We start from the raw sequence: 20,662 nt of genomic DNA on the forward strand, positions 1-20,662 counted from the left end.
GGTCCCAAGCGCCCGATTGCAGCAGGTTTCGGCGGCAGGAACGGAATATGTCCGGATCGGCATGCCGCACGATATCCCGCAATACGGGAGCCGCAACGAAATGCACTCTAATGTGACGGAAGGCGACAGGAAAGACCCTACCCATTGCGAGGCCGAAATATTTGGGTGACCATCATCCGACCGGATGAGGGGCCGGTCATTCCGGCGGGTAAGGGATGGTCAGCAGCCGGTCGGCCGGCGGGTTGTCCACCGTCACCACGGTGCCGTCGGGCCAGCGCACCTCGACCTGCTCCACCTCGTGCAGTGGCCCCAGCCCGAAATGGGCGACCGGTTCGCCCTGGCACAGATAGCCGGACCCGGCGCAGACCGCCCGGCGCTGGCGCCGCCCGCCGGCGGTCAGGATGACGACCGCACCACGGGCCGGAGCGCCGAAGGGGGTCAGCGGCTGGACGCGCAGCCAGCCGTTGTGGGAGGCCGCCGGGCGGTAGACCGACAGCGGCTGCCCGCCCCCATCCTGGACGCCATGGCTGTTGCCATGCGCCAGAACCAGCTCCAGGCGGCCGTCGCCGTCGATGTCGGCCGCGACCGCGCCGGTGCCCAGACCTTTCGGCTCGGCGGCGTCGCCAAGCTCCAGCTCCTGCCACTGGTCGTTGCGCCAGCCGAACAGGCGGTTGGGCTCGCCATGGGCGTGGAAGAACAGCTCCTCATAGCCGTCATTGTCGAAATCGGCGGCGACGACGGTGAAGATGCGGCCGGGCATCGACAGGTCGGCGCCGGCCGATTCGACGAAGGCGCCGCCCATGCGCTGATGGAAATGGCGCTGCGCCCCGTCCCAGGTGCCGACGACCAGATCGAACAGCCCGTCGCCATCGACATCCAGTGCCGCGACCGCACGGCCGGACGGGCGCGAATCGGCGATGCCGCGCTCCTCGGCGATTTCCTCGAAATTGCCGTCGCCCAGGTTGCGGAACAGCTGGTTGGGGCCGCCGTCGTTGACCGTCACCACATCCATATGGTCGGACACGATGGGCAGGACCGTGACGCCGCGCGCGGCACCGATGGAGTCGAGCCCCGCCTCCTCCGCGCCATCCTCCAGCCGGCCGCGCCGGGTCAGTTCGTACAGGCGCAGGGGACCGCCGTCGGTCGCCACCAGGAAGCCGTAGCGGCCATGGCCCCAGCGGTCGACCGCCGCCACCGCACCCGCAGCGGTGTGGTTGGCCGCCGCAGTATTCTCCGCCTGCGCGAACAGGTCGAGCCAATGCTTGCCGAAGCAGGCGAACAGCCGGTCGGCCATGTCCTTGGCTCCGGTGGCGCGGTCGGAATTGACGATGTACAGCTCCTCCCGCCCGTCGCCGTCGATGTCGGCGGCGGCCAGCCCCAGCGCCGGGCCGGCGGGATCGGCGAGCAGCGGGTTGGCGATGTCGACCAGCCGGCCGTCGACCCATTTCAGGACGAGGTTGGCGGAACGGTAGCCGGCCACGACCAGCTCGAAGGCGCCGTCGCCGTCGATGTCCGTGACCGCAATCCCGTTCGACGGCCGCGGCGGGTTCTCTGCGATCAGCGACGAGCAATCGAGGAACATCGGCACCCTCTTGTCCCGTGGTCGGTCCACTCCGTCGCCCATTGGTCCGCTCAAGGAAGGCTGTCCAGGACAGACCTTTGGAGCCATTGGGCTTTCGTGCGGTGTATCCCTGTTGATACCCCGTCCCCGGCCGGCCGTAAACCCGGACGGAGGAACAGGGACGGCCTATGTCCGATGCCGCATCCCGACACCGCGGCGGACGGCGTCAGGGCCGGAACGAAAAACCCCTCCGGCGCTAAGGACGCCGGAGGGGTTTGAACCGTTGGAACGACGGTTTGGCTCAGATGCGCTTCTTCGCGCCGCCATTGCCGACGGCGCCGCCAGCCGGGCGCTTGGCCGCGCCAACGTCGTTGCCGGCCGACTTCTCCGCCGTCTTGGCCGCTGCGGCGGCCTTGGCCTGCTCGCGCGCCGGCAGCTCGATGTTGACCTCCAGCGTCGAGCAGTCGCCGCCGCGGTCCAGCTTCACCTCGACCTTGTTCTCGTCGATGTTGACGTATTTGGCGATGACCGCCAGCAGTTCCTGCTGGAGCATCGGCAGATAGTCGGGGCCGCTGCGCCCGGCGCGCTCGTGCGCCATGACGATCTGCAGACGCTCCTTGGCCTGGACGGCCGACGCGCGGGGTGCCGCGCGGAAGAAGTTGAAGATGCTCATGCGCTCCTCCGCAGGAGCCGGCTGAACAGGCCCTTCTTCTGGGGGGTGACGAAACGGTGCTCGATGTCCTCGCCCAGGAAGCGGCCGACCGCGTCCGAATAGGCCAGGCCGGCGTTGGAAACCTCGTCCAGGATCACCGGCATGCCGACGTTGGAGGCGCGCAGCACCGCCTGGCTTTCCGGAATGACGCCGAGCAGCGGGATCGCCAGGATCTCCAGCACGTCGTCGACCTTCAGCATCTCGCCCTTCTCGACGCGTTCCGGGTCGTAGCGGGTCAGCAGCAGCTGCTGCGTCACCGGCTCCAGCCCCTGCTCCGCCCGGCGGGAGCGCGAGTTCAGCACGCCCAGGATGCGGTCGCTGTCGCGCACCGACGAGACTTCCGGGTTGGTGACGATGATCGCATGGTCGGCGAAATAGAGCGACATCAGGGCGCCGCGCTCGATGCCGGCCGGGCTGTCACAGAGGATGTAGTCGAAATCCTTCGACAGCTCGTTCAGCACCTTCTCCACGCCCTCGCGGGTCAGCGCGTCCTTGTCGCGCGTCTGCGAGGTCGGGAGGATGTAGAGATTCTCGATCCGCTTGTCCTTGATCAGCGCCTGGTTCAGCTTCGCTTCGCCGTTGATGACGTTGATGAAGTCGAAGACCACCCGGCGTTCGCAACCCATCACCAGATCCAGGTTGCGCAGGCCAACGTCGAAATCGATGACGACCGTCTTGAAGCCGCGAAGCGCCAGCCCGGTTGCGAAGGCCGCGGACGAGGTCGTCTTGCCGACACCGCCCTTGCCGGAGGTCATGACGATGATCTTGCTCAACGGAGCCTCTCCCATAATCCCAAAGTTGCCGTCACCGATACCAGACACCGCCCGAAGATTGCCGCCTTCGGACAAGATTCCGTCGCCACAGTCCTCAGCCGGTCTTCAGCAGATCCATGCTGAGGACGCCGTCGCGCAGGAAAACCTGCACGGCTTTCTTATAAAAGTCACTGCCGATGTCTTCGCTGACGCGATAATTGCCTGCGACCGATAGCACCTCGGCCTCCAGGCTGTGGCAGAAGATGCGGGCGTTGGTGTCGCCGGAGAAACCGGCCAGCGCCCGGCCGCGCAGCGCGCCATAGACATGGATGTTGCCGTCGGCCAGCAGCTCCGCTCCCGGAGAGACGGAGCTGGTGACGATCAGGTCGGTCTTCTCGGCATAGACCCGCATGCCGGAACGCACCGGCTCCGTCACCACCAGGGTCGGACGGTGGACCACCTCGATCAGCACCTGCGGTGCCGCGATCGGGGCCTGCTGGTCCGGCTGGCGCGGATCGGGGGCCTTCACCACCTCTTCCAGCTTGGCGGCGCGGCCCGACGGCATCGGCGTCAGCCCGACGGCCATCGCCGCCTCGCGCACCGGCTGCGGCCCGCCCTGGAAGCCGACCGGCAGCAGATGCAGCGCCTGCACCTGCGCCACGAAAGCGCCCAGATCGAAGACGACGGACTCCGGCAGGTCGTCGAAATCCAGGACGACCGGCGCGTTGTGGAAGAAATTGGGCGCCTGGCGCACCTTGACGTTCAGCTGGGTGAAGAAATTCGGCGATGTCGGGGCGAAAACCTTCAGCACCATCATGGTGAAGGAGTTGCCACGCAACTGGAACGGCACATCCCGTTCGGCGACCTGACTGGCGCTGCTCACCGTAGCCTTCCCGTTCGTTCCTGCCGTCCCGTGCCGTGCATCCGGTTCGCCGCATCCGGCCAACCCGAGTACCCGGTCCCAACCCAGAACCACTGTCGCGCAGCCCCGGCATCGAGCCAGCCAATCAGCGCCTTCTAGCCGTCCACACCGGTCGGATTCAAGAGATTCCCCGCCGTCAGGGGTGACAATCCGAAGCCATGCCGCCGCCTGCCCTTCGGCAAACGCCCGCCGTCTCCGGCCATCGACGGCCACGACGTCCGGAGACGTCAGGCACGACGACCTGAGATCGCAGCCCTCCCGCGAGCGAGACAGGCCAGGGTTGCAACATGCCTTTCGATTTCCCCCGTGGTCGACCATAGTAATGAAAGCCCGCGGCAGCGGCAAAGCCTTTCGGCCGCCTCAGTCGGAAGGCTAAGCCACCGGCCCGGCCGGCTCGGCGGAAAGGGTTACCAAGCCCGCTCTGGCGGCTTTCCTGCGGCACCCACACCACATCTGGTATGAATATTTTGCGTCGGCCGCAATTTTGCCTGACGCGCCGCGTTATGACCGGTACAGTCAGGTTGCGTGGCTTCCAACGACGACGAGGTTCTTTTGCACCTTGCTTCGCCTCCAGAGCACCTCCCCCGTCGGCCCGGACCCGCATGTCCGGTTCCGGCATGTTGCGATCCGACATGTTGCGATCCGGCAGGGGGCCCGGCGGCAGCCCCCGGCGAAGCACTCATCAGCACCCAGCCATGCGACCGGTCGAGCCTCCCCCTGCGGGAGGCTTTTTTGTGCCCAGACGTCTTGCTTGCGGAAATCGGCTCCACCCCCACCATTCGAGGAGATGCGACATGGCCAAGCGTTCGAGCAAAGGCATCGCTGCGGCGGGCGACTCCACCGTTCACCCGCTCTTCCCCGGTATGAACGCCCCCGCCGCCTTCGGCTGGGACCCGCTCGGTGGGAGCGAGGATCGCCGCGACCAGAGCTATCTCCGCAAGGTGAAGCCGCAGAACCCCAACCAGCAGCTTCTGATGGACGCCATCAAGACGCACAATCTGGTTGTGGCGCTGGGACCGGCGGGGACCGGCAAGACCTATATCGCCATCTCGTCGGCGGTGGAGGCCCTGGAATCGGGCAGCGTCGACCGCATCGTCCTGTCCCGCCCGGCCATCGAGGCGGGTGAGAGCATCGGCTACCTGCCGGGCGACATGCACGAGAAGATGGCGCCCTTCCTGCGCCCGCTTTACGACGCGCTGACCGACCGGCTGGGCTCCAAGCGGCTGCGCACCATGATGGCCGACGGCACCATCGAGATCGCCCCGGTCGGCTTCATGCGCGGCCGCACCCTGAACAACGCCTTCGTGGTGATCGACGAGGCGCAGAACTGCACCTATGCCCAGATCAAGATGCTGCTGACCCGGCTGGGCTGGCATTCCACCATGGTTGTGACCGGCGACCCCGACCAGACCGACCTGCTGGACAACCTGTCCGGGCTGGCCGACATCGCCCGCCGGCTGGAGGCGGTGGAGGGCATCGCCGTCGCCCGGCTGACCGAAAAGGACATCGTCCGCCATCCGCTGGTCGCCAGCATGCTGACCGTGCTCTGATCAGGAAAAATTCACCGGCAGGTTGCGCGGGAGGGGCGTTCGCCGCGTCTCCCGCGGACCGCGGCGTTTCGGTTCGTCGGACACACCCTGCTATGGTTGCAATTATGACATTTCGTTGAACAGACCGTAGGATACACGAACAATAGGCCTTGACCTTCGGCGGCGGCGCGGCAAAAGTCCCGAAAAATTTGGGGATATCGCCGTTTCGTTGCCGGAAGGGACCGCAGCCGTGACCGTTGCCTTGTTCGAACGCATCAGCATCAAGGGCAAGATCGCCCTGATCCTGGCCGCAGCCGGCCTTGGGCTGGCCCTGATCGCCGCGGTCAGCCTGATGAGCCTGCGGGCCGAGATGATGGCCGACCGCCAGGACAAGACCCGCAACGTCGTCGAGGTCGCCCACAGCCTGATCGCCCATTTCGAGGCGCAGGAGCGCGCAGGATCCCTGCCCCGCGCCCAGGCCGAGGCGCAGGCCAAGGCGGCGCTGAAGTCCCTGCGGCACGATGGCGGGGAGTATTTCTTCATCACCGACCTCGCCCCGCGCATGATCATGCACCCGATCAAGCCGGAGCTGGACGGCACCGACGTGTCGCGCAACGCCGATCCCAACGGCAAGCTGCTGTTCCAGGAGTTCGTCCGGGTGGTGAAGGCCGACGGCGCCGGATTCGTCGACTATCTCTGGCCGAAGCCGGGGTCGGCGCAGCCGGTGGCGAAGCTGTCCTATGTCAAGGGCTTCGCCCCCTGGGGCTGGCTGATCGGCTCCGGCATCTACATCGACGACGTCGACGTTGCGTTCCGCGAGGCCGCGCTGCGGCTGGCCGGAACCGGGCTGCTGATCGGGCTGGCCGCCGTGCTGCTGGCCCTGCTGGTCAGCCGGGCCATCGTCCGGCCGCTGGACGGGTTGGGGCGCGTCATGCAGGATCTGGCCGGCGGCGACAGCGCGGTCGCGGTTCCCGGGCTGGGCCGCGGCGACGAGATCGGCGCAATGGCCCGCACCGTCGAGATCTTCCGCGTCCAGCAGATCGACCTCGCCCGTCACTGGGACCGGCAGAAGATCGAGCACCGGGTCACCGAGCAGCGCGCCGGCGCCCTGAAACGGCTGACCGACCGCTTCGACGCCACCATCGCCGAGACGATTCGCACCGTCGGCGCCGCCGTCGCCACGCTGGAAACCACCGCCCGCGCCCTGTCCGCCACCGCCGACCGCAACCGGCGCGAGGCGACCTCCGTCGCCAGCGCCTCGCAGCAGGCCTCCAGCAGCGTGCAGACCGTCGCCTCGGCGGCCGAGCAGCTGACCGGCTCGATCGCGGTGATCGGCGAGCAGATGGTGACCTCCTCGACCATCTCCACCCAGGCGGTGGAGGCGTCGCACCGGGCGGGCGAGCGGATCGACGGGCTGGGCCAGGCCGCCCAGAAGATCGGCGAGGTGGCCGACCTCATCGCCGGGATCGCCGGGCAGACCAACCTGTTGGCGCTGAACGCCACCATCGAAGCTGCCCGCGCCGGCGAGATGGGCAAGGGATTCGCCGTGGTGGCGGGCGAGGTGAAGACCCTGGCCAACCAGACCGCCAAGGCCACCGAGGAGATCGCTCGCCACATCGCTGACGTGCAGGAGGCCACGCGCGCCGCGGTGACGGCGATCCGCGAGATCGGCTCCATCGTCGCCCGCAGCGACGAGATCGGCACCTCCATCGCCGCCGCCGTCCAGCAGCAGGGTGCCGCTACCGGCGAGATCGCCCGCAGCGCCGGCGAGGCGGCGGAGGGCACCCGCCAGGTCTCCACCAGCATCGACGCCGTGTCCGACGCCGCCCGAGAGACCGAACGGTCGGCCGACGCCCTGCTCGATGCCGCGGGCGGGCTGTCGCGGCAGGCGCAGGGGCTGCGCGGCATGGTCGATTCCTTCCTGGTCAATGTCGGGGCGATCAACGCCGCCCCGCTCGCCGATCTGCACAACACACCGTCCGGTGGAAACTCGGAAGGGTCCGCCATCTTCATGCCCTGGACCGATGCCCTTGCGGTGGGCGAGGAGGGCATCGACACCGACCATATGATCCTGATCGCCTTGATGAACGAGGCGGCATCGCTGGCCGGGCAGGCCGGCCGGAGCGGCGGCGACCGCCGGGCGGCGGCCCGGGCGCTGGGCGAGGCCATCGGCCGGCTGCTTGCCTACACCGCCCTGCATTTCGAGCAGGAGGAGCGGCTGATGGACCGGTGCGGCTACCCCGATGCCAGGGCCCACAAGGCGCAGCACGAGGCGCTGCGTGCCCGCGCCGATGGCCTGCGCCGCCGCCTGGACGCCGGCGACTCCGTGGCGGACGAATTGCTGGCGCTGGTGCGCGAATGGCTGTTCGAGCACATCCAGCGCGCCGACAAGCGCATCGGCGAGCATCTGGCGGCTCAGGGCGAAACTGTCGCGGCCCGTGCGGCCTGACCGGCACGGGCGTTGCGCGACGATGTGACCTCACCTCTTGACCTCACCTCTTGACCTGGGCGGCGGGCAGCCCCATTCCTGACGGACCATGAAGACACGTCTCCTGCGCATCGCCGCCGCCTCCGTCCTCGCCATCGCCGTGTCCGCCGGGATCGCCTGGTGGCAGGTGCGCAGCGCCACGACCACGGTGGAAAGCGGCACGAAGTCCGCCGTTCCCATCGGCGGTCCCTTCACCCTGACCGACCATCAGGGCAAGACGGTCACCGACGCCGACTTCCGCGGCAAGTATATGCTGATCTATTTCGGCTATACCTATTGTCCCGACGTCTGCCCGACCGAACTGGGGGTGATGACCCAGGCGCTCGACCAGCTGGGGCCGAAAGCGGAGCAGGTCCGGCCGGTTTTCATCACAATCGACCCGGACCGCGACACTGTGGCGCACATGAAGGACTATGTGGCGCTGTTCCACCCGCGGATGGTCGGGCTGACCGGCACGCCGGAGCAGGTGCGGGACGCCGCGCGCGCCTACCGCGTCTATTATGCCAAGGCACCGCAAAAGGACGGAAAAGCGGACGAGTACCTGATGGATCACTCCAGCTTTATTTACCTGATGGGCCCGGACGGCAAATTCGTCGGGGTGTATCCGGGCGGCACCGGCGCCGACAGGATCGTGCAGGATCTGTCGGGGCGCATCGCGGGCTGATGGGGGGCGGACCGGCCGCGGACCGGGTGAAAAGCGGCGAAAAAACCCTGAAAAGCGGTCATACCACCGGGTTTTTTCGCATGCTGGAGCGGGACAACGCGCCGCAGCGCGGCAAAAACGATGACTTTTCCGCTCTTTTCTATTCTTTTCAATGACTTACACCACAGGTTTTGCGACTTGACAGGGTAACGCCCCGCCCGTATGGTCTCGCCGCTTTCGCATGGCTGCGAGCCAAGCGTGATTGAGAGGCGGAATGACCGACAAATCGCCCCCCGATCCCTTGGATGACCTCGAAGCCCGGTTGCGGAAGGCGCGTGAGGGACAGCGCGGCTGGTCGGGCGGACCCGGTAGTAAATACCACCGTCCGCCGCAGGGCGCTCTCGGCACCGCCTGGCGCATCGGGACGGAGTTGGTTGCCGCCATGATCGTCGGCGTCGGCGGCGGGCTTCTGCTCGATCGCTGGCTCGGCACCGCGCCCTGGGGACTGATCGTCATGTTCTTCCTGGGGGCTGCGGCGGGAGTGCTGAACGTCTACCGGGCCGTCACCGGCTTCGGCATCGCCGCCGGCTACCGCCGGCCCCCTGGGGACGACAACGAGCGCCAAGACGGCGACGCACACTGAGCGAGGACGACCTTGGATCCGCTGCACCAGTTCCAAATCAACCCGTTGTTCCAGATCGTGCTCGGCGGCTACGACGTGTCCTTCACGAACTCGGCCTTCTTCATGGTCGTGGCCGTGGCGGCGATCTACGCCCTGCTGGTCATGGGCGTGGCGAACAAGTCGATGGTTCCGGGCCGCCTGCAGTCGCTGGCCGAGATGTTCTACGAGTTCGTCGCGAACCTGGTGCGCGACAACGCCGGCCACGACGCCAAGCCCTATTTCCCGTTCGTGTTCTCGATCTTCATGTTCGTGCTGATCGGCAACATGATCGGCATGATCCCGTACACCTTCACCTTCACCAGCCACATCATCGTGACCTTCGCGCTGGCGGCGACGGTGTTCGTGTTCGTGACCATCCTGGCCCTGCTGAAGCACGGCCTGCACTTCTTCTCCTTCTTCATGCCGCATGGCGCTCCGATCGCGCTCGCCCCGATCCTCATCCCGATCGAGGTGATCTCCTACGTGATGCGCCCCGTCAGCCTCTCGATCCGACTGTTCGCCAACATGATGGCCGGTCACACGATGCTGAAGGTCTTTGCCGGCTTCACGGTTATGATGATCAGCGGTCTCGGCGCGCTGGGTTTCGTCACTGGCCTCATCCCGCTGGCGATCAACGTCGCCCTGACCGGTTTCGAGTTCCTGGTGGCTTTCCTGCAAGCCTACGTCTTCTCGATCCTGACCTGCCTGTACATCCGCGACGCCCTGGAACTGCACTAAGCAGCGCCTGACAGTCGTCGGACCTGAGTCCACCAACAGTTCCAACAAGTTCACCCTTACCTAGAGGAAGAGAGTACTATGGATCCTCAAGCCGCCAAGTTCATCGGTGCCGGTCTTGCCGTTATCGCCCTCGCCGGTGTCGGCCTGGGTATCGGCAACATCTTCTCGACGCTGATCGGCTCGATCGCCCGCAACCCGGCCGTCCAGCCGAAGGTCTTCCCGATCGGCATTCTGGGCTTCGCGCTGACGGAAGCCGTCGCGCTGTTCGCCCTGCTGATCGCCTTCCTGATCCTGTTCGCCTAAGGCCAGAGCGGCTTTCAAAAAAACAGCTCTGACGCGGCGCCGGGCTTCTTCATCGAAGTTTCGGCGCCGCTCCTTTGCCTAGGGGGACCGATCATGCCGAACCTGTTGGCCAAAGGCCGGCTGGCCCGCTGGTCGGGCGTGGCGGGCGCTTCGCTCGCTACCCTCACCACGATGGCCGGCACCGTCCTGGCGGCCGCGGCGGAGCACGCTCCGAACGCGGCGCACGGCGGCGAGCACGCTTCCGGCGGCCTGCCGCAGCTCAATCCCGCCAATTTCCCGACCCAGATCTTCTGGCTGGCTCTGACCTTCGGCGTTCTCTACTACCTCATGTCCAAGAAGGCGCTCCCGCGCGTGGCCGAGGTTCTGGAAGCGCGTCAGGAGCGCATCTCGCGCGATCTGGCGAAGGCCGCCCAGCTGAAGGAAGAGGCCGAGGCCATCCTGGCCCAGGTCGAGAAGTCCCTCGCCGGCGCCCGCGCCGAGGCCCAGGGCGTCATCGCCCAGGCCGCCGCCGGGATCGAGGCGAACAACCAGGCCCGTCAGGCCCAGTTGAACGCCGACATCGCCGAACGCCTGCGCACCGCCGAGGCCTCCATCGCCGCGGCGAAGGAACAGGCCCTGGCCAACATCCGCGCCGAGTCGACCGGCATCGTCCGCGACATCACCGGCCGTCTGGCCGGCGTCGACGTCGATCAGGCCCAGGCGGACGCCGCCGTCGCGGCCGTGCTTGAGGAGCGCCGGGGATGAACGCACCTGAATTTTGGGTCTTCGTCGCCTTCGTCATCTTCGTGGCCCTGGTCTGGAAGAAGGCGTCCGCCGCCATTGGCACCGCGCTGGACGGCCGCGCCGAGCGCATCCGTTCCGAACTGGACGAGGCCGAGCGTCTCCACAAGGACGCCCAAGCCCTGCTGAACGGCTACCAGAGCCGTCTGGCCGACGCCAAGAAGGAAGCGGAGGCCGTTCTGGCCCACGCCCGTGAGGAAGCCGCCCGTCTGCAGTCCCAGGCCGGTTCCGACCTGGAGGCGTCGCTGAAGCGTCGCGAGGCCCAGGCCATGGACCGCATCGCCCAGGCGGAAGCCGCGGCGCTGGCCGAGGTCCGCAACCTGACGGTCGACGTCGCCATCGGCGCCAGCAAGCGCGTCCTGGCCGGCGGCCTGTCCCCGGCCCAGGCCGACAAGCTGATCGAGCAGTCGATCGGCGAGTTGCCGAAGCACCTGCACTGATCGGTAAGCCTGCCCAGTTCCATCGCAACGATTGTTGCGGCGCGAGCAACGGACTTTGGAAAAACCCCGGCCTTGGCGCCGGGGTTTTTCTTTGGTCGAATGGAACGGTTCCGCCCTTCGCCAACGCCCTCTCCCATCGCCCGGCCGGAGTTCCGTTCACCGATGTCCGACACCGCCCCCTTCCCCTCCGTCTTCGTGTCCCACGGCGCGCCCACGCTGATCCTTGAGAACAGCGCCGGCCGCGACTTCCTCGCCGGGCTGGGCCGCAAGCTCGGCCGGCCGAGCGCCATCCTGGCGGTGTCGGCCCACTGGACCACCCGGGTTCCGGCGGTCAGCGGGGCGACGGCGCCGGAGACCATCCACGATTTCTACGGCTTCCCGGACGAGCTTTACCGCATGCGCTACGCCGCTCCCGGCGCTCCGGCGCTGGCCGGCCGGGTGGCGGAGATGACCGGTGCCGTGGTCGACCCGTCGCAGGGGCTCGACCATGGCGCCTGGGTGCCGCTGATGCTGATGTATCCGGAGGCCGACATCCCGGTGGCGCAACTGTCGGTGATGCCCTACCGCAGCGCCGCCGACCACATCGCGCTCGGCCGCCTGCTGGAGCCGCTGCGGCGTGACGGCGTCCTGATCCTCGCCAGCGGCGGTGCGGTGCACAATCTACGGGAATTCCGCTTCGGCGGCACCGGTGCCGCCCCCTGGGCCACCGGCTTCGCCGGCTGGCTGGACCGGGCTCTCGAGGCCGGCGACGCCGATGCCGTTGGCAATTGGCTGGACGCCAGCCCCGACGCCCGCCGCGCCCACCCGACCGACGAGCATTTCCTGCCGCTGCCGGTGGCCCTGGGCGCCGCCGGGCCGCGGCCGAAGACCGAACGGCTGCATACCGGCTTCGAACATGGCAGCCTGGGCATGCACGCCTACGCCTTCACCGGCGGGGAAGCCGACGCCTAAGCCGACGCAGAGGCCGATGCCGCCTGACCTTTGGCGGTACTCCGTCGCACACTTGTCTGTTTGCCTGGGGGGATAGCCAAGCTACAATCCGCGCGCGTGGCGACCGGCCCGCTCAATCATCGTCTCAATGGTTGTGGCCGGTCGGATGCGGAAATCGTCAGGCACAGCGCGAGCGGGAGTCGGTGTGAAGCGGAACGGCATTCTGTCCCGGAGCGGCCGCCGGACCCGATTCCGCGACATGACCGTGTCGGCGCGGGTGGGCGCTGGCTTCGGCATCGCCCTCGGGCTGGTGGTCCTGCTGGCCCTGGTTGGGCTCGGCTGGTTCTATGCGGTGTCGCGCGACATCGGTGCCTTTTCCGGCCGTGCCGACCTGTCGCAGGTGGCGGCCGACGCCGACGTCAGCCTGCGCGACTTGGAAGTCGCGGTGCGCGACCATCTGACTTACGGCGACGACCAGAGCCTTCTCGACGCCTCCTGGCGGCACGACACGCTGCGCGACCGGCTCGACGCCCTGTCCAAGACCGTGGTCGAAACCGCGGACCGCCAGGGCATCGACAAGGCCCGCGCCGCGCTGGAGGATTACTGGGCGGCGGTGCAGAAGCTGATTGCGCTGCGCAGCGACCGCAACGGCCAGATGACCGGCGTTCTGGAACCGCTGGTCGCGGAAACCCGCCGCAAGCTGGACCAGCTCAAGAATGCCGGCGGCGTCGATTCGACCGCTCTCGCCAGCGATGCCGCCATCGCCACCCTGCTGATGCAGGAGCATCTGACCCGCTACGTCGACCGCCGCGATCCGCAGGATGCGGAGGCGATGCGGTCCCAGCTTGCCGCCGCCCGTGACCGGCTGGCGGAGATGAACCGTTACCTCTGGGTTCCCGGCACCAAGCAGTCGATCGACGAGGTCACCGCCCTGCTGGCGAAGGCGGGCGGCGTTCTGTCCGCCATCGAAGGCTCGGTGGTCGAGGAGGACAATCTGCGCGCCGAGGCGATGGCCGCCAACGCCGCCGGCATCGCCGCCAATCTGGGCGAGATCCGCCGCCGGGCGGAGGCCGGCACCCAGGCGCTGCGCGGATCGCTGACCAGCGGCCTGTCGGGCTACACCAGCGTCGCGCTGTGGATCGGCGGGCTGGTCCTGCTGGCCGGCATCGCCGCGCTGTGGCTGGTCCAGCGCAGCGTCGCCGGTCCGGTGAGGACGATGGCGACCGCAGTGACGGCGCTGGCCGCCGGCCGCACCGACCTGACGCTGCCGGCGCTGACCGGGCAGGACGAGATCGCCACCATGGCCCGCGCGGTGGAAGCCCTGCGCGGCACCGCCGAGGACACCGAGCGCGAGCGCCGCGAGGCGGAGATCGAGCACACCCGCCTGCTGCGCGAAAAGGCGATGGCCGATGCCGCCAGCCGGGCCAAGAGCGATTTCCTCGTCAACATGGGCCATGAGCTGCACGGTCCGCTGACCGAGATCGTCAATGCCAGCCAAGCGCTGATGACCGACCTGCACCGGCTGGGTGTCGACGAGCTGGCGACCGACGTCGAGCACATCCAGTGGACCGGCGAGCAGCTGACCGGCCTGGTCGACGCCATCCTCGACTATGCAAAGGTCGAAGCCGGGGCGATGGATGTCTGCCTGCAGGATTTCGACGTCAACCGGCTGCTGACCGAGGCGCGCGAGCGGTCGATGCCGGCCGCCGACCTCTACGGCAATGCACTGGAGCTGTCGGCGCCAGCCGCGCTCGGCCAGATGCATTCGGATTTCACCAAGGTGCGGCAGACGCTGCTGAACCTGCTGGACAACGCCTGCAAGTTCACCCAGGACGGCACCGTCACCCTGTCGGCCGAGCGGATGGAGCGCGACGGCGCCCGCTGGTACCGCTTCATCGTCGCCGACACCGGCCGCGGCTTCGCGACCGCGCAGACCGGCAGGCTGTTCCAACCCTTCGTCCAGGGCGCCGGCAACGGAGCCGTGGCCACCCGCGGCCAAGGCAAGCCGCGCGGCGCCGGGCTGGGACTGACGCTGGTCGGCCATTACACCGCCATGCTGGGCGGCGACATCGAGGTGGCGAGCGAGCCCGGCCAGGGCACCCGCATCGCCATCGCCCTGCCCGCCGTTTATGAACCGCCGGCCGAAGAGCGCCCGCTCCAGGTCGAGGCGGTCGGCAATGCCAAGCCGCTGCTGCGGGTCGCGGCACTCAAGCCGGCCGGGCATCTTGCCACCAGCACCTCGATGACGCAGATCGGCCCATAAGGCCGAAGGATCGGAGCAACTGGTCAGATACGCGGGCGCGCCGTGTCCTCGGGCGCGTCGTCGTCGTCGATGGGCTGGCCGTATTTCATCCGCCGCATCTTCTCCGCCACCCGTGCGATCTCGTCGGGCGGCAGGATCACCGGCTCGCCGAACTGCTGGGCGTAGAGATACTGGCGGGCCAGCGTCTCGACCTCGACCGCGAGCGCCAGGGCTCCCGCCACGCTGTTTCCCAGCACGATAATGCCGTGATTGGCCAGCAGGCAGGCAAGCCGCCCCTCCAGCGCCGCCAGGGCATGATCCGACAGCTCCTGCGTGCCGAAGGTGGCGTAGGGCGCGCAGCGGATCGAATCGCCGCCGGCCAGCGCCACCATGTAATGGAAGGACGGGATGCCGCGGCCATGCACCGCAAGCGCGGTGGCAAAGGCCGGATGGGCGTGGAGGACGACCGTCACGTCCGGCCGCGCCCGCAGGATGTCGCGATGGATGCGCCACTCCGACGAGGGCCGGCGGCCGCCGAGGTAAGTGCCGTCGAAGCCCATCTCGACGACGTCGGCCGGAGTCATCGTCTCATAGGGCATGCTGGTCGGCGTGACCAGGAAGCCGCCGTCGATCCGGTGCGACAGGTTGCCCGACATGCCCTGGTTGATGCCCAGCCGGTTCATGGCGAGGCAGCCGTCGATGACGGCCTGACGGTCGGAAAGGTTGCTGGTCATGGCGGGCGCATCCGGAATGGCGGGAGCGCCCAAGGGGCCATGGAGTGCAGGCAGGGTCAAGGGGGAGCGGAGGGACAGGTCGGACGCATCCCCCCGCCCTTGCCCCTACTCCGCCGGTGTCCCGTGGCGATGGGCGTGGCGCACCTTCTCGCCGGTCACGTCCTCGACCCACAGGGAATGGTGCTCCCGCGCCCATTGCAGTTCGACCTGCCCGTCGCCCATGGCGTCGAAGGCGCCTTCCATGCCGATGGAGCCGATGTAGATGTGCGCCAGGATGATGGCGATCATGATCACGGCAATCGCGGCATGGGCCAGTTGGTAGAGCTGCATCTCCTCCAGCGTGGCGAAGCTGAAGGGGAAGATCAGCTGCACGCCGGTGAAGCCCAGCGCCGCACCGCCGACCACGGTGGACCAGAAGATGACCTTCTGGCCGCCGTTGAACTTGTGCGCCGGCGGGTGGACGCCCTTGGAGAACAGGCCGCCCGCCTTCAGGAACCAAGTCAGGTCATGACGCGACGGGATGTTGTGGTGCGCCCACATCACGAAGATCAGCGCCACCCCCAGGATGAAGGCGAATCCTAAGAAATTGTGCGCCAGCTTGCCGTAATGGCTGAGCGCCGCGAAGGGCTCCGGCCCGATCAGCGGCAGCAGCGTGTGCCGACCGTACAGCAGGTTCAGCCCGGAAATCGCGAGCACAACGAAGCTGCCGGCGGTCATCCAATGCACGCCGCGCTCGAAGGCGTTGAAGCGCTGGATGGTGCGGCCGGTCTTCTCGCCGTCGATGCGGATGCGGCCGCGGACCAGGAAGAACAGAGCCAGCAGGGCCAGGATGCCGCCAAGCACCCAGGACCCGTACTGGCTGAGCGGACCGTTGCGCACCGCGCGCCACGCCTCGCCTTCCGACTGGATCAGCACGCCGGCCTGCTTGTTGGGAATGGAGACGCTGCCCTGCTCGCCGAGGCGGATGGCGTGCCAGCTGTCGCCGCGGTCTTGACCGGGAATCTGGGTCGGCACCATCGGCCCGTCGCGGTCGACCTGCTGCTCCGCCGCCGGTCCGCCGATCCGGACGCTGGACTGGGCGGCGGCCGGCAGTGCGAGACCGCCGGCAAGACCGACCCCGAGCAGCAGAGCGGCGACAGCCGTCTTCATGCGATGACCTTCCATCGGACGCTCCCTATCGCACACCCTGATAGGCGGTGCGCTGTTGCAGCGCCCGCACCTGCTCGGCGGTCAGCGGCGTGTCGGCCGCGCCCTGATAGACGCCCTTGTCCAGATGGACCGGGCGCGGCGCCCCGTCCTCCTGGCAGCCGGCCAGCAGGACGACGGAGCCGAACGCCAGCACAGCGGCCCGGATGACGGTCACCGTCACAGCCCCTGCTTCTGCACAGGCAGGCCGCCGGCCGGACCGCCGGTGCCCTGGAACAGCGAACCGCCGGGCTGGCCGCGCTCCTGACCCAACTTGGTCTGGTAGGCGGCGCTCCAGCCCCAGGCGCCGGAACCGAAGCCGCGGGCGGCGACACGCTCGCGGTAGATATCCGACACCTTGTCGGCATCGCCGGCCAGCAGCGCCTTGGTCGAGCACATCTCGGCGCAGAGCGGCAGCTTGCCCTCGGCCAGACGGTTGCGGCCGTACTTCTTGAATTCGGCCTCCGAATTGTCGGGCTCGGGACCGCCGGAGCAGAAGGTGCACTTGTCCATCTTGCCGCGGGTGCCGAAGTTCCCGGCCTGCGGGTACTGCGGCGCGCCGAACGGGCAGGCGTAGAAGCAATAGCCGCAGCCGATGCACAGATCCTTGTTGTGCAGGACCACGCCTTCGTCGGTCTGATAGAAGCAATCGACCGGGCAGACCGCCTTGCAGGGCGCGTCGGAGCAATGCATGCAGGCGACCGAGATCGTCCGCTCCCCCGGCTTGCCGTCGTTGATGGTCACGACACGGCGGCGGTTGATGCCCCAGGGGATCTCGTGCTCGTTCTTGCAGGCGGTGACGCAGGCGTTGCACTCGATGCAGCGCTCGGCGTCGCACAGGAATTTCATCCGGGCCATGGTTCAAACTCCTGCGCGTCAGGCCGCCTGGATGCGGCAAAGGGTGGTCTTGGTTTCCTGCATCTGCGTCACCGAATCGTAGCCGTAGGTGGTCGCCGTGTTGGCGGCCTCGCCCAGCACGATCGGGTCGGCACCGGCCGGGTATTTGGAGCGCAGGTCCTGCCCCTGGTACACGCCGCCGAAATGGAAGGGCATGAAGGCGACGCCGCGGCCGACACGCTCGGTCACCATCGCCTTGACCTTCACCTTGCCCTTTTCCGGGCCTTCGACCCAGACCAGCTGGCCGTCCTTGACGCCGGCATTGTTGGCGTCGAACGGGTTGATCTCGACGAACATGTCCTGCTGCAGCTCGGCCAGCCAGGGGTTGGAGCGCGTCTCGTCGCCGCCGCCCTCATACTCGACCAGACGGCCGGAGGTGAGGATGATCGGGTATTCCTTCGACACGTCGCGGTCCTGGATGGACTTGTAGAGCGTCGGCACGCGCCAGGACTTGGTGTCCTTGTAGGTCGGATAGCTGGCGACCAGATCGCGGCGCGGGGTGTAGAGCGGCTCGCGGTGGATCGGAACCGGGTCCGGGAAGTTCCAGGCGACGCAGCGGGCCTTGGCGTTGCCCGGCGGGTTCAGGCCGTGCTTGATCGCCACGCGCTGGATGCCGCCGGACAGGTCGGTGGTCCAGGACACCGCACCGATCTTGTCGCCGCCGATCTTCTGGATGACCGCCAGCTCCTCCGGCGTCAGGTCCGCGTCGAAGCCCAGCTTCTGGAGCATCGCCATGGTGACTTCCGGATAGCCGTCCTTGATCTCCGACCCTTCCGGATAGGAGCCCTCGGCCAGCAGCGTCACGCCGTTGCGCTCGACGCCGAAGCGGGCGCGGAAGGCGCCGCCGCCCTCGGCCACCGGCAGCGAGGTGTCATAGAGGTTGGCGGAGCCCGGATGCTTCATCTCCGGCGTGCCCCAGCACGGCCAGGGCAGGCCGAAATAATCGCCGTCGCACGGGCCGCCGACGGCGCGCAGCGTCGTCTTGTCGAAGGTGCCCTGATGCTGCATGTGCAGCTTGAGGCGCTCCGGCGACTGGCCGGTGTAGCCGACCGACCACATGCCGCGGTTCCATTCGCGGGTGATGTCCTCGACCGACGGCTCGTTGCCGTTGACCTTCACATTCTTGACCAGATCCGCCGCGAAGCCGAACTTCTTGGCGAAGAGATACATGATCTCGTGGTCGGTCTTCGATTCGAACAGCGGCTCCATGATCTTGTCGCGCCACTGGACCGAGCGGTTCGACGCGGTGGCGGAGCCGGAGGTCTCGAACTGGGTCGCCGCCGGCAGCAGGTAGAAGTTGTCCTTGCGGTCGGGCAGCACCGCCGTCATCGTCGGGTAGGGATCGACGACGACCAGCAGCTCCAGCTTCTCCATCGCCTTCTTCATGTCGGGCAGACGGACCTGGCTGTTCGGCGCATGGCCCCAGAAGACCATGCCCTTTACCGGGTTCGGCTGGTCCAGATTCTCCTTGGCCTCCAGCACGCCGTCGAACCAGCGCGACACCGGGATGCCGGTGCTCTCCATCAGCGCCTTGGAGCCGAAGCGCTTCAGGATGCTGTCGTACGGGAGATCCCAGACGCGCGCCCAGTGGCGCCACGCGCCCTCGGCCAAGCCGTAATAGCCGGGCAGGCTGTCCGAGGTGACGCCGAAGTCGGTCGCACCCTGGACGTTGTCGTGGCCACGGAAGATGTTGGTGCCGCCGCCCGAGACGCCGACATTGCCCAGCGCCAGCTGAAGCACGCAATAGGCGCGGGTGTTGTTGTTGCCGATGTGGTGCTGGGTGCCGCCCATGCACCAGACCAGCGTGCCCGGACGGTTGGAGGCCAGCGTGCGGGCGACGCGGTGCAGCTGCGAACCCGGAACGCCGGTGACGCGCTCCACCTCTTCCGGCGTCCATTTGGCGACCTCGGCGCGGATGTCGTCGAAGCCGTAGACGCGCTTGGCGATGTAGTCCTTGTCCTCCCAGCCGTTCTGGAGGACGTGCCAGAGGATGCCCCAGACCAGCGCCACGTCGGTGCCGGGACGGAAGCGGATATATTCGTTGGCGTGGGCGGCGGTGCGGGTGAAGCGCGGATCGGCGACGATCAGCGGGGCGGCGTTCTGCTCCTTCGCCTTCAGCACATGCATCATGGCGACGGGGTGCGCCTCGGCGGCATTCGAGCCGATGAAGAACAGCGCCTTCGACTTCTGGATGTCGTTGTAGCTGTTCGTCATGGCGCCGTAGCCCCAGACGTTCGCCACGCCGGCCACGGTGGTGGAGTGGCAGATGCGCGCCTGATGGTCGACGTTGTTGGTGCCCCAGAGTGCGGCGAACTTGCGGAACAGATAGGCCTGCTCGTTGCTGTGCTTGGCCGAGCCGAGCCAGAACACCGAATCCGGGCCGGACTGCTCGCGGATCGCCAGTAGCTTGGAACCGACCTCCTCGATGGCCTGGTCCCAGCTGATCCGGGTCCACTTGCCGTCGACCATCTTCATCGGATAGCGCAGGCGGCGCTCGCCATGGGCATGCTCGCGCACCGAGGCGCCCTTGGCGCAGTGCGAACCGAGGTTGATCGGGCTGTCGAAACCGGGCTCCTGCCCGATCCAGACGCCGTTCTGCACCTCGGCCACCACGGTGCAGCCGACCGAGCAGTGGGTGCAGACCGACTTGACCTGCTTGACCGGCGCACCGGCGACAGCCGCAGCGGTGGCGGCATCGGCTTTCTTCACCATGCCGAAGGGCATGGCGGAGGCCAGCGCGGCACCGCCGGCGGCGATGCCGGACGTGCGCAGGAAGGCGCGGCGGTCGACGGTTACGCCGGTGGCGGTGGCCAGCGTCTGGGTCAGGGTACGGGCGAGATGGCGGCCGCCGGAGGTGGCCGAGCTTTTCTTGATGAGCATCGGGGCGTTCCTCTTAGAAGCGGCTGACTTCGTAGACCTTCCGGACATGGTCGGTCTCGCGGTAGCCCGTGGAGGTCGTCTCTGCCGGCGCGGCCTCGGCCGTTCCGCCGGTGGCGGTCACGCCGGCCGCGACGGCGCCCAGCGCGCCGACACCGAGCCCGGCGGCGCGGAACAGGTCGCGCCGGGCGAGACCCTTGTCCGTGCCCTGCGTATCCTTGCCCTGTTTGACTGCTTCATCCGTGGCTTTGACCGCGTTCCGCGTCAT

The 20,662-nt window shown here is 67.8% G+C and carries 19 protein-coding genes and 1 pseudogene; 10 read left to right on the plus strand and 10 right to left on the minus strand.

The features are described 5' to 3' along the window. Positions 1-196 precede the first annotated feature (196 nt). From TSH64_RS29620 to minC, 4 genes and pseudogenes are all read right to left on the minus strand, one after another. Entirely contained in the window at positions 197-1,582 is a 1,386-nt protein-coding gene (locus TSH64_RS29620; protein WP_109450530.1) for a CRTAC1 family protein, read from the minus strand. A 403-nt stretch (positions 1,583-1,985) separates the two neighbouring features. After that, positions 1,986-2,234: pseudogene (gene minE, locus TSH64_RS29625) on the minus strand (cell division topological specificity factor MinE); the annotation flags it as partial. Beyond that, entirely contained in the window at positions 2,231-3,046 is an 816-nt protein-coding gene (gene minD / locus TSH64_RS29630) for a septum site-determining protein MinD (RefSeq protein ID WP_014247062.1), read from the minus strand. The gene minD and the pseudogene minE, both read right to left, overlap by 4 nt. Positions 3,047-3,140: 94 nt before the next feature. Next, a complete protein-coding gene (gene minC / locus TSH64_RS29635) occupies positions 3,141-3,908 on the minus strand; it encodes a septum site-determining protein MinC (RefSeq protein WP_199237696.1) in 768 nt (255 codons plus the stop codon). Between the two features lie 833 nt (positions 3,909-4,741). Here minC and TSH64_RS29640 point away from each other — a divergent pair. From TSH64_RS29640 to TSH64_RS29685, 10 genes are all read left to right on the plus strand, one after another. After that, a complete protein-coding gene (locus TSH64_RS29640) occupies positions 4,742-5,497 on the plus strand; it encodes a PhoH family protein (RefSeq protein WP_109450535.1) in 756 nt (251 codons plus the stop codon). 229 nt (positions 5,498-5,726) lie between these two features. After that, entirely contained in the window at positions 5,727-7,925 is a 2,199-nt protein-coding gene (locus TSH64_RS29645; RefSeq protein ID WP_109450537.1) for a bacteriohemerythrin, read from the plus strand. 88 nt (positions 7,926-8,013) lie between these two features. After that, complete coding sequence (locus TSH64_RS29650; RefSeq protein WP_109450539.1) at positions 8,014-8,628, plus strand: SCO family protein; 615 nt, start codon at positions 8,014-8,016, stop codon at positions 8,626-8,628. Between the two features lie 253 nt (positions 8,629-8,881). Next, a complete protein-coding gene (locus TSH64_RS29655; protein WP_098740365.1) occupies positions 8,882-9,250 on the plus strand; it encodes an AtpZ/AtpI family protein in 369 nt (122 codons plus the stop codon). Between the two features lie 12 nt (positions 9,251-9,262). Beyond that, the gene (locus TSH64_RS29660; RefSeq protein ID WP_098740366.1) at positions 9,263-10,006 is read left to right on the plus strand and encodes a F0F1 ATP synthase subunit A; all 744 of its coding nucleotides are present in this window, start codon (positions 9,263-9,265) and stop codon (positions 10,004-10,006) included. Between the two features lie 78 nt (positions 10,007-10,084). After that, complete coding sequence (locus tag TSH64_RS29665) at positions 10,085-10,309, plus strand: ATP synthase subunit C family protein (protein ID WP_012973363.1); 225 nt, start codon at positions 10,085-10,087, stop codon at positions 10,307-10,309. Between the two features lie 93 nt (positions 10,310-10,402). Further along, positions 10,403-11,053 carry an ATPase gene (locus TSH64_RS29670; RefSeq protein ID WP_109450541.1) on the plus strand — a complete coding sequence of 217 codons (651 nt, stop codon included), beginning with the start codon at positions 10,403-10,405 and terminating at the stop codon, positions 11,051-11,053. Beyond that, positions 11,050-11,529 carry a F0F1 ATP synthase subunit B gene (locus tag TSH64_RS29675; protein ID WP_109450543.1) on the plus strand — a complete coding sequence of 160 codons (480 nt, stop codon included), beginning with the start codon at positions 11,050-11,052 and terminating at the stop codon, positions 11,527-11,529. The genes TSH64_RS29670 and TSH64_RS29675 overlap by 4 nt, the downstream gene beginning before the upstream one ends. 162 nt (positions 11,530-11,691) lie before the next feature. Next, the gene (locus tag TSH64_RS29680) at positions 11,692-12,480 is read left to right on the plus strand and encodes a class III extradiol ring-cleavage dioxygenase (RefSeq protein WP_109450545.1); all 789 of its coding nucleotides are present in this window, start codon (positions 11,692-11,694) and stop codon (positions 12,478-12,480) included. Between the two features lie 238 nt (positions 12,481-12,718). Continuing rightward, positions 12,719-14,722, plus strand: coding sequence for a HAMP domain-containing sensor histidine kinase (locus TSH64_RS29685; RefSeq protein WP_247873213.1), 2,004 nt, complete (start codon positions 12,719-12,721; stop codon positions 14,720-14,722). A gap of 23 nt (positions 14,723-14,745) precedes the next feature. Here the strand turns inward: TSH64_RS29685 and TSH64_RS29690 are convergent, their stop codons facing one another. The 6 genes from TSH64_RS29690 to TSH64_RS36465 all read right to left on the minus strand — a co-directional run bounded on the left by TSH64_RS29690 (position 14,746) and on the right by TSH64_RS36465 (position 20,662). Continuing rightward, positions 14,746-15,435, minus strand: a complete 690-nt coding sequence (locus TSH64_RS29690; protein WP_109450550.1) for a class II aldolase/adducin family protein — start codon at positions 15,433-15,435, stop codon at positions 14,746-14,748. A gap of 105 nt (positions 15,436-15,540) precedes the next feature. Beyond that, positions 15,541-16,584, minus strand: coding sequence for a formate dehydrogenase subunit gamma (locus tag TSH64_RS29695; protein WP_247873214.1), 1,044 nt, complete (start codon positions 16,582-16,584; stop codon positions 15,541-15,543). Between the two features lie 25 nt (positions 16,585-16,609). Beyond that, a complete protein-coding gene (locus TSH64_RS29700) occupies positions 16,610-16,798 on the minus strand; it encodes a hypothetical protein (RefSeq protein ID WP_146208082.1) in 189 nt (62 codons plus the stop codon). 2 nt (positions 16,799-16,800) lie between these two features. Next, positions 16,801-17,478: a formate dehydrogenase FDH3 subunit beta gene (gene fdh3B / locus TSH64_RS29705; protein ID WP_109450556.1), complete on the minus strand. Its 678-nt coding sequence runs from the start codon at positions 17,476-17,478 to the stop codon at positions 16,801-16,803. A gap of 18 nt (positions 17,479-17,496) precedes the next feature. After that, positions 17,497-20,397 carry a formate dehydrogenase subunit alpha gene (locus TSH64_RS29710; protein ID WP_109450558.1) on the minus strand — a complete coding sequence of 967 codons (2,901 nt, stop codon included), beginning with the start codon at positions 20,395-20,397 and terminating at the stop codon, positions 17,497-17,499. A 13-nt stretch (positions 20,398-20,410) separates the two neighbouring features. After that, on the minus strand, positions 20,411-20,662 hold the full coding sequence (locus TSH64_RS36465; RefSeq protein ID WP_247873215.1) for a formate dehydrogenase: 252 nt from the start codon (positions 20,660-20,662) through the stop codon (positions 20,411-20,413).

It is taken from the genome of Azospirillum sp. TSH64 (assembly GCF_003116035.1).
Lineage (GTDB): Bacteria > Pseudomonadota > Alphaproteobacteria > Azospirillales > Azospirillaceae > Azospirillum.

Bases quoted from the DNA above. Each gene is read 5' to 3' on its own strand.
- TSH64_RS29665 (WP_012973363.1), top strand. From the start codon at position 10,085: ATGGATCCTCAAGCCGCCAAGTTCATCGGTGCCGGTCTTGCCGTTATC.
- TSH64_RS29620 (WP_109450530.1), bottom strand. From the start codon at position 1,582: ATGTTCCTCGATTGCTCGTCGCTGATCGCAGAGAACCCGCCGCGGCCG.
- TSH64_RS29685 (WP_247873213.1), top strand. From the start codon at position 12,719: ATGACCGTGTCGGCGCGGGTGGGCGCTGGCTTCGGCATCGCCCTCGGG.
- TSH64_RS29710 (WP_109450558.1), bottom strand. From the start codon at position 20,397: ATGCTCATCAAGAAAAGCTCGGCCACCTCCGGCGGCCGCCATCTCGCC.
- TSH64_RS29690 (WP_109450550.1), bottom strand. From the start codon at position 15,435: ATGACCAGCAACCTTTCCGACCGTCAGGCCGTCATCGACGGCTGCCTC.
- TSH64_RS29650 (WP_109450539.1), top strand. From the start codon at position 8,014: ATGAAGACACGTCTCCTGCGCATCGCCGCCGCCTCCGTCCTCGCCATC.
- TSH64_RS29680 (WP_109450545.1), top strand. From the start codon at position 11,692: ATGTCCGACACCGCCCCCTTCCCCTCCGTCTTCGTGTCCCACGGCGCG.
- TSH64_RS29640 (WP_109450535.1), top strand. From the start codon at position 4,742: ATGGCCAAGCGTTCGAGCAAAGGCATCGCTGCGGCGGGCGACTCCACC.
- TSH64_RS29695 (WP_247873214.1), bottom strand. From the start codon at position 16,584: ATGAAGACGGCTGTCGCCGCTCTGCTGCTCGGGGTCGGTCTTGCCGGC.
- TSH64_RS29670 (WP_109450541.1), top strand. From the start codon at position 10,403: ATGCCGAACCTGTTGGCCAAAGGCCGGCTGGCCCGCTGGTCGGGCGTG.
- TSH64_RS29675 (WP_109450543.1), top strand. From the start codon at position 11,050: ATGAACGCACCTGAATTTTGGGTCTTCGTCGCCTTCGTCATCTTCGTG.
- fdh3B (WP_109450556.1), bottom strand. From the start codon at position 17,478: ATGGCCCGGATGAAATTCCTGTGCGACGCCGAGCGCTGCATCGAGTGC.
- TSH64_RS29655 (WP_098740365.1), top strand. From the start codon at position 8,882: ATGACCGACAAATCGCCCCCCGATCCCTTGGATGACCTCGAAGCCCGG.
- TSH64_RS36465 (WP_247873215.1), bottom strand. From the start codon at position 20,662: ATGACGCGGAACGCGGTCAAAGCCACGGATGAAGCAGTCAAACAGGGC.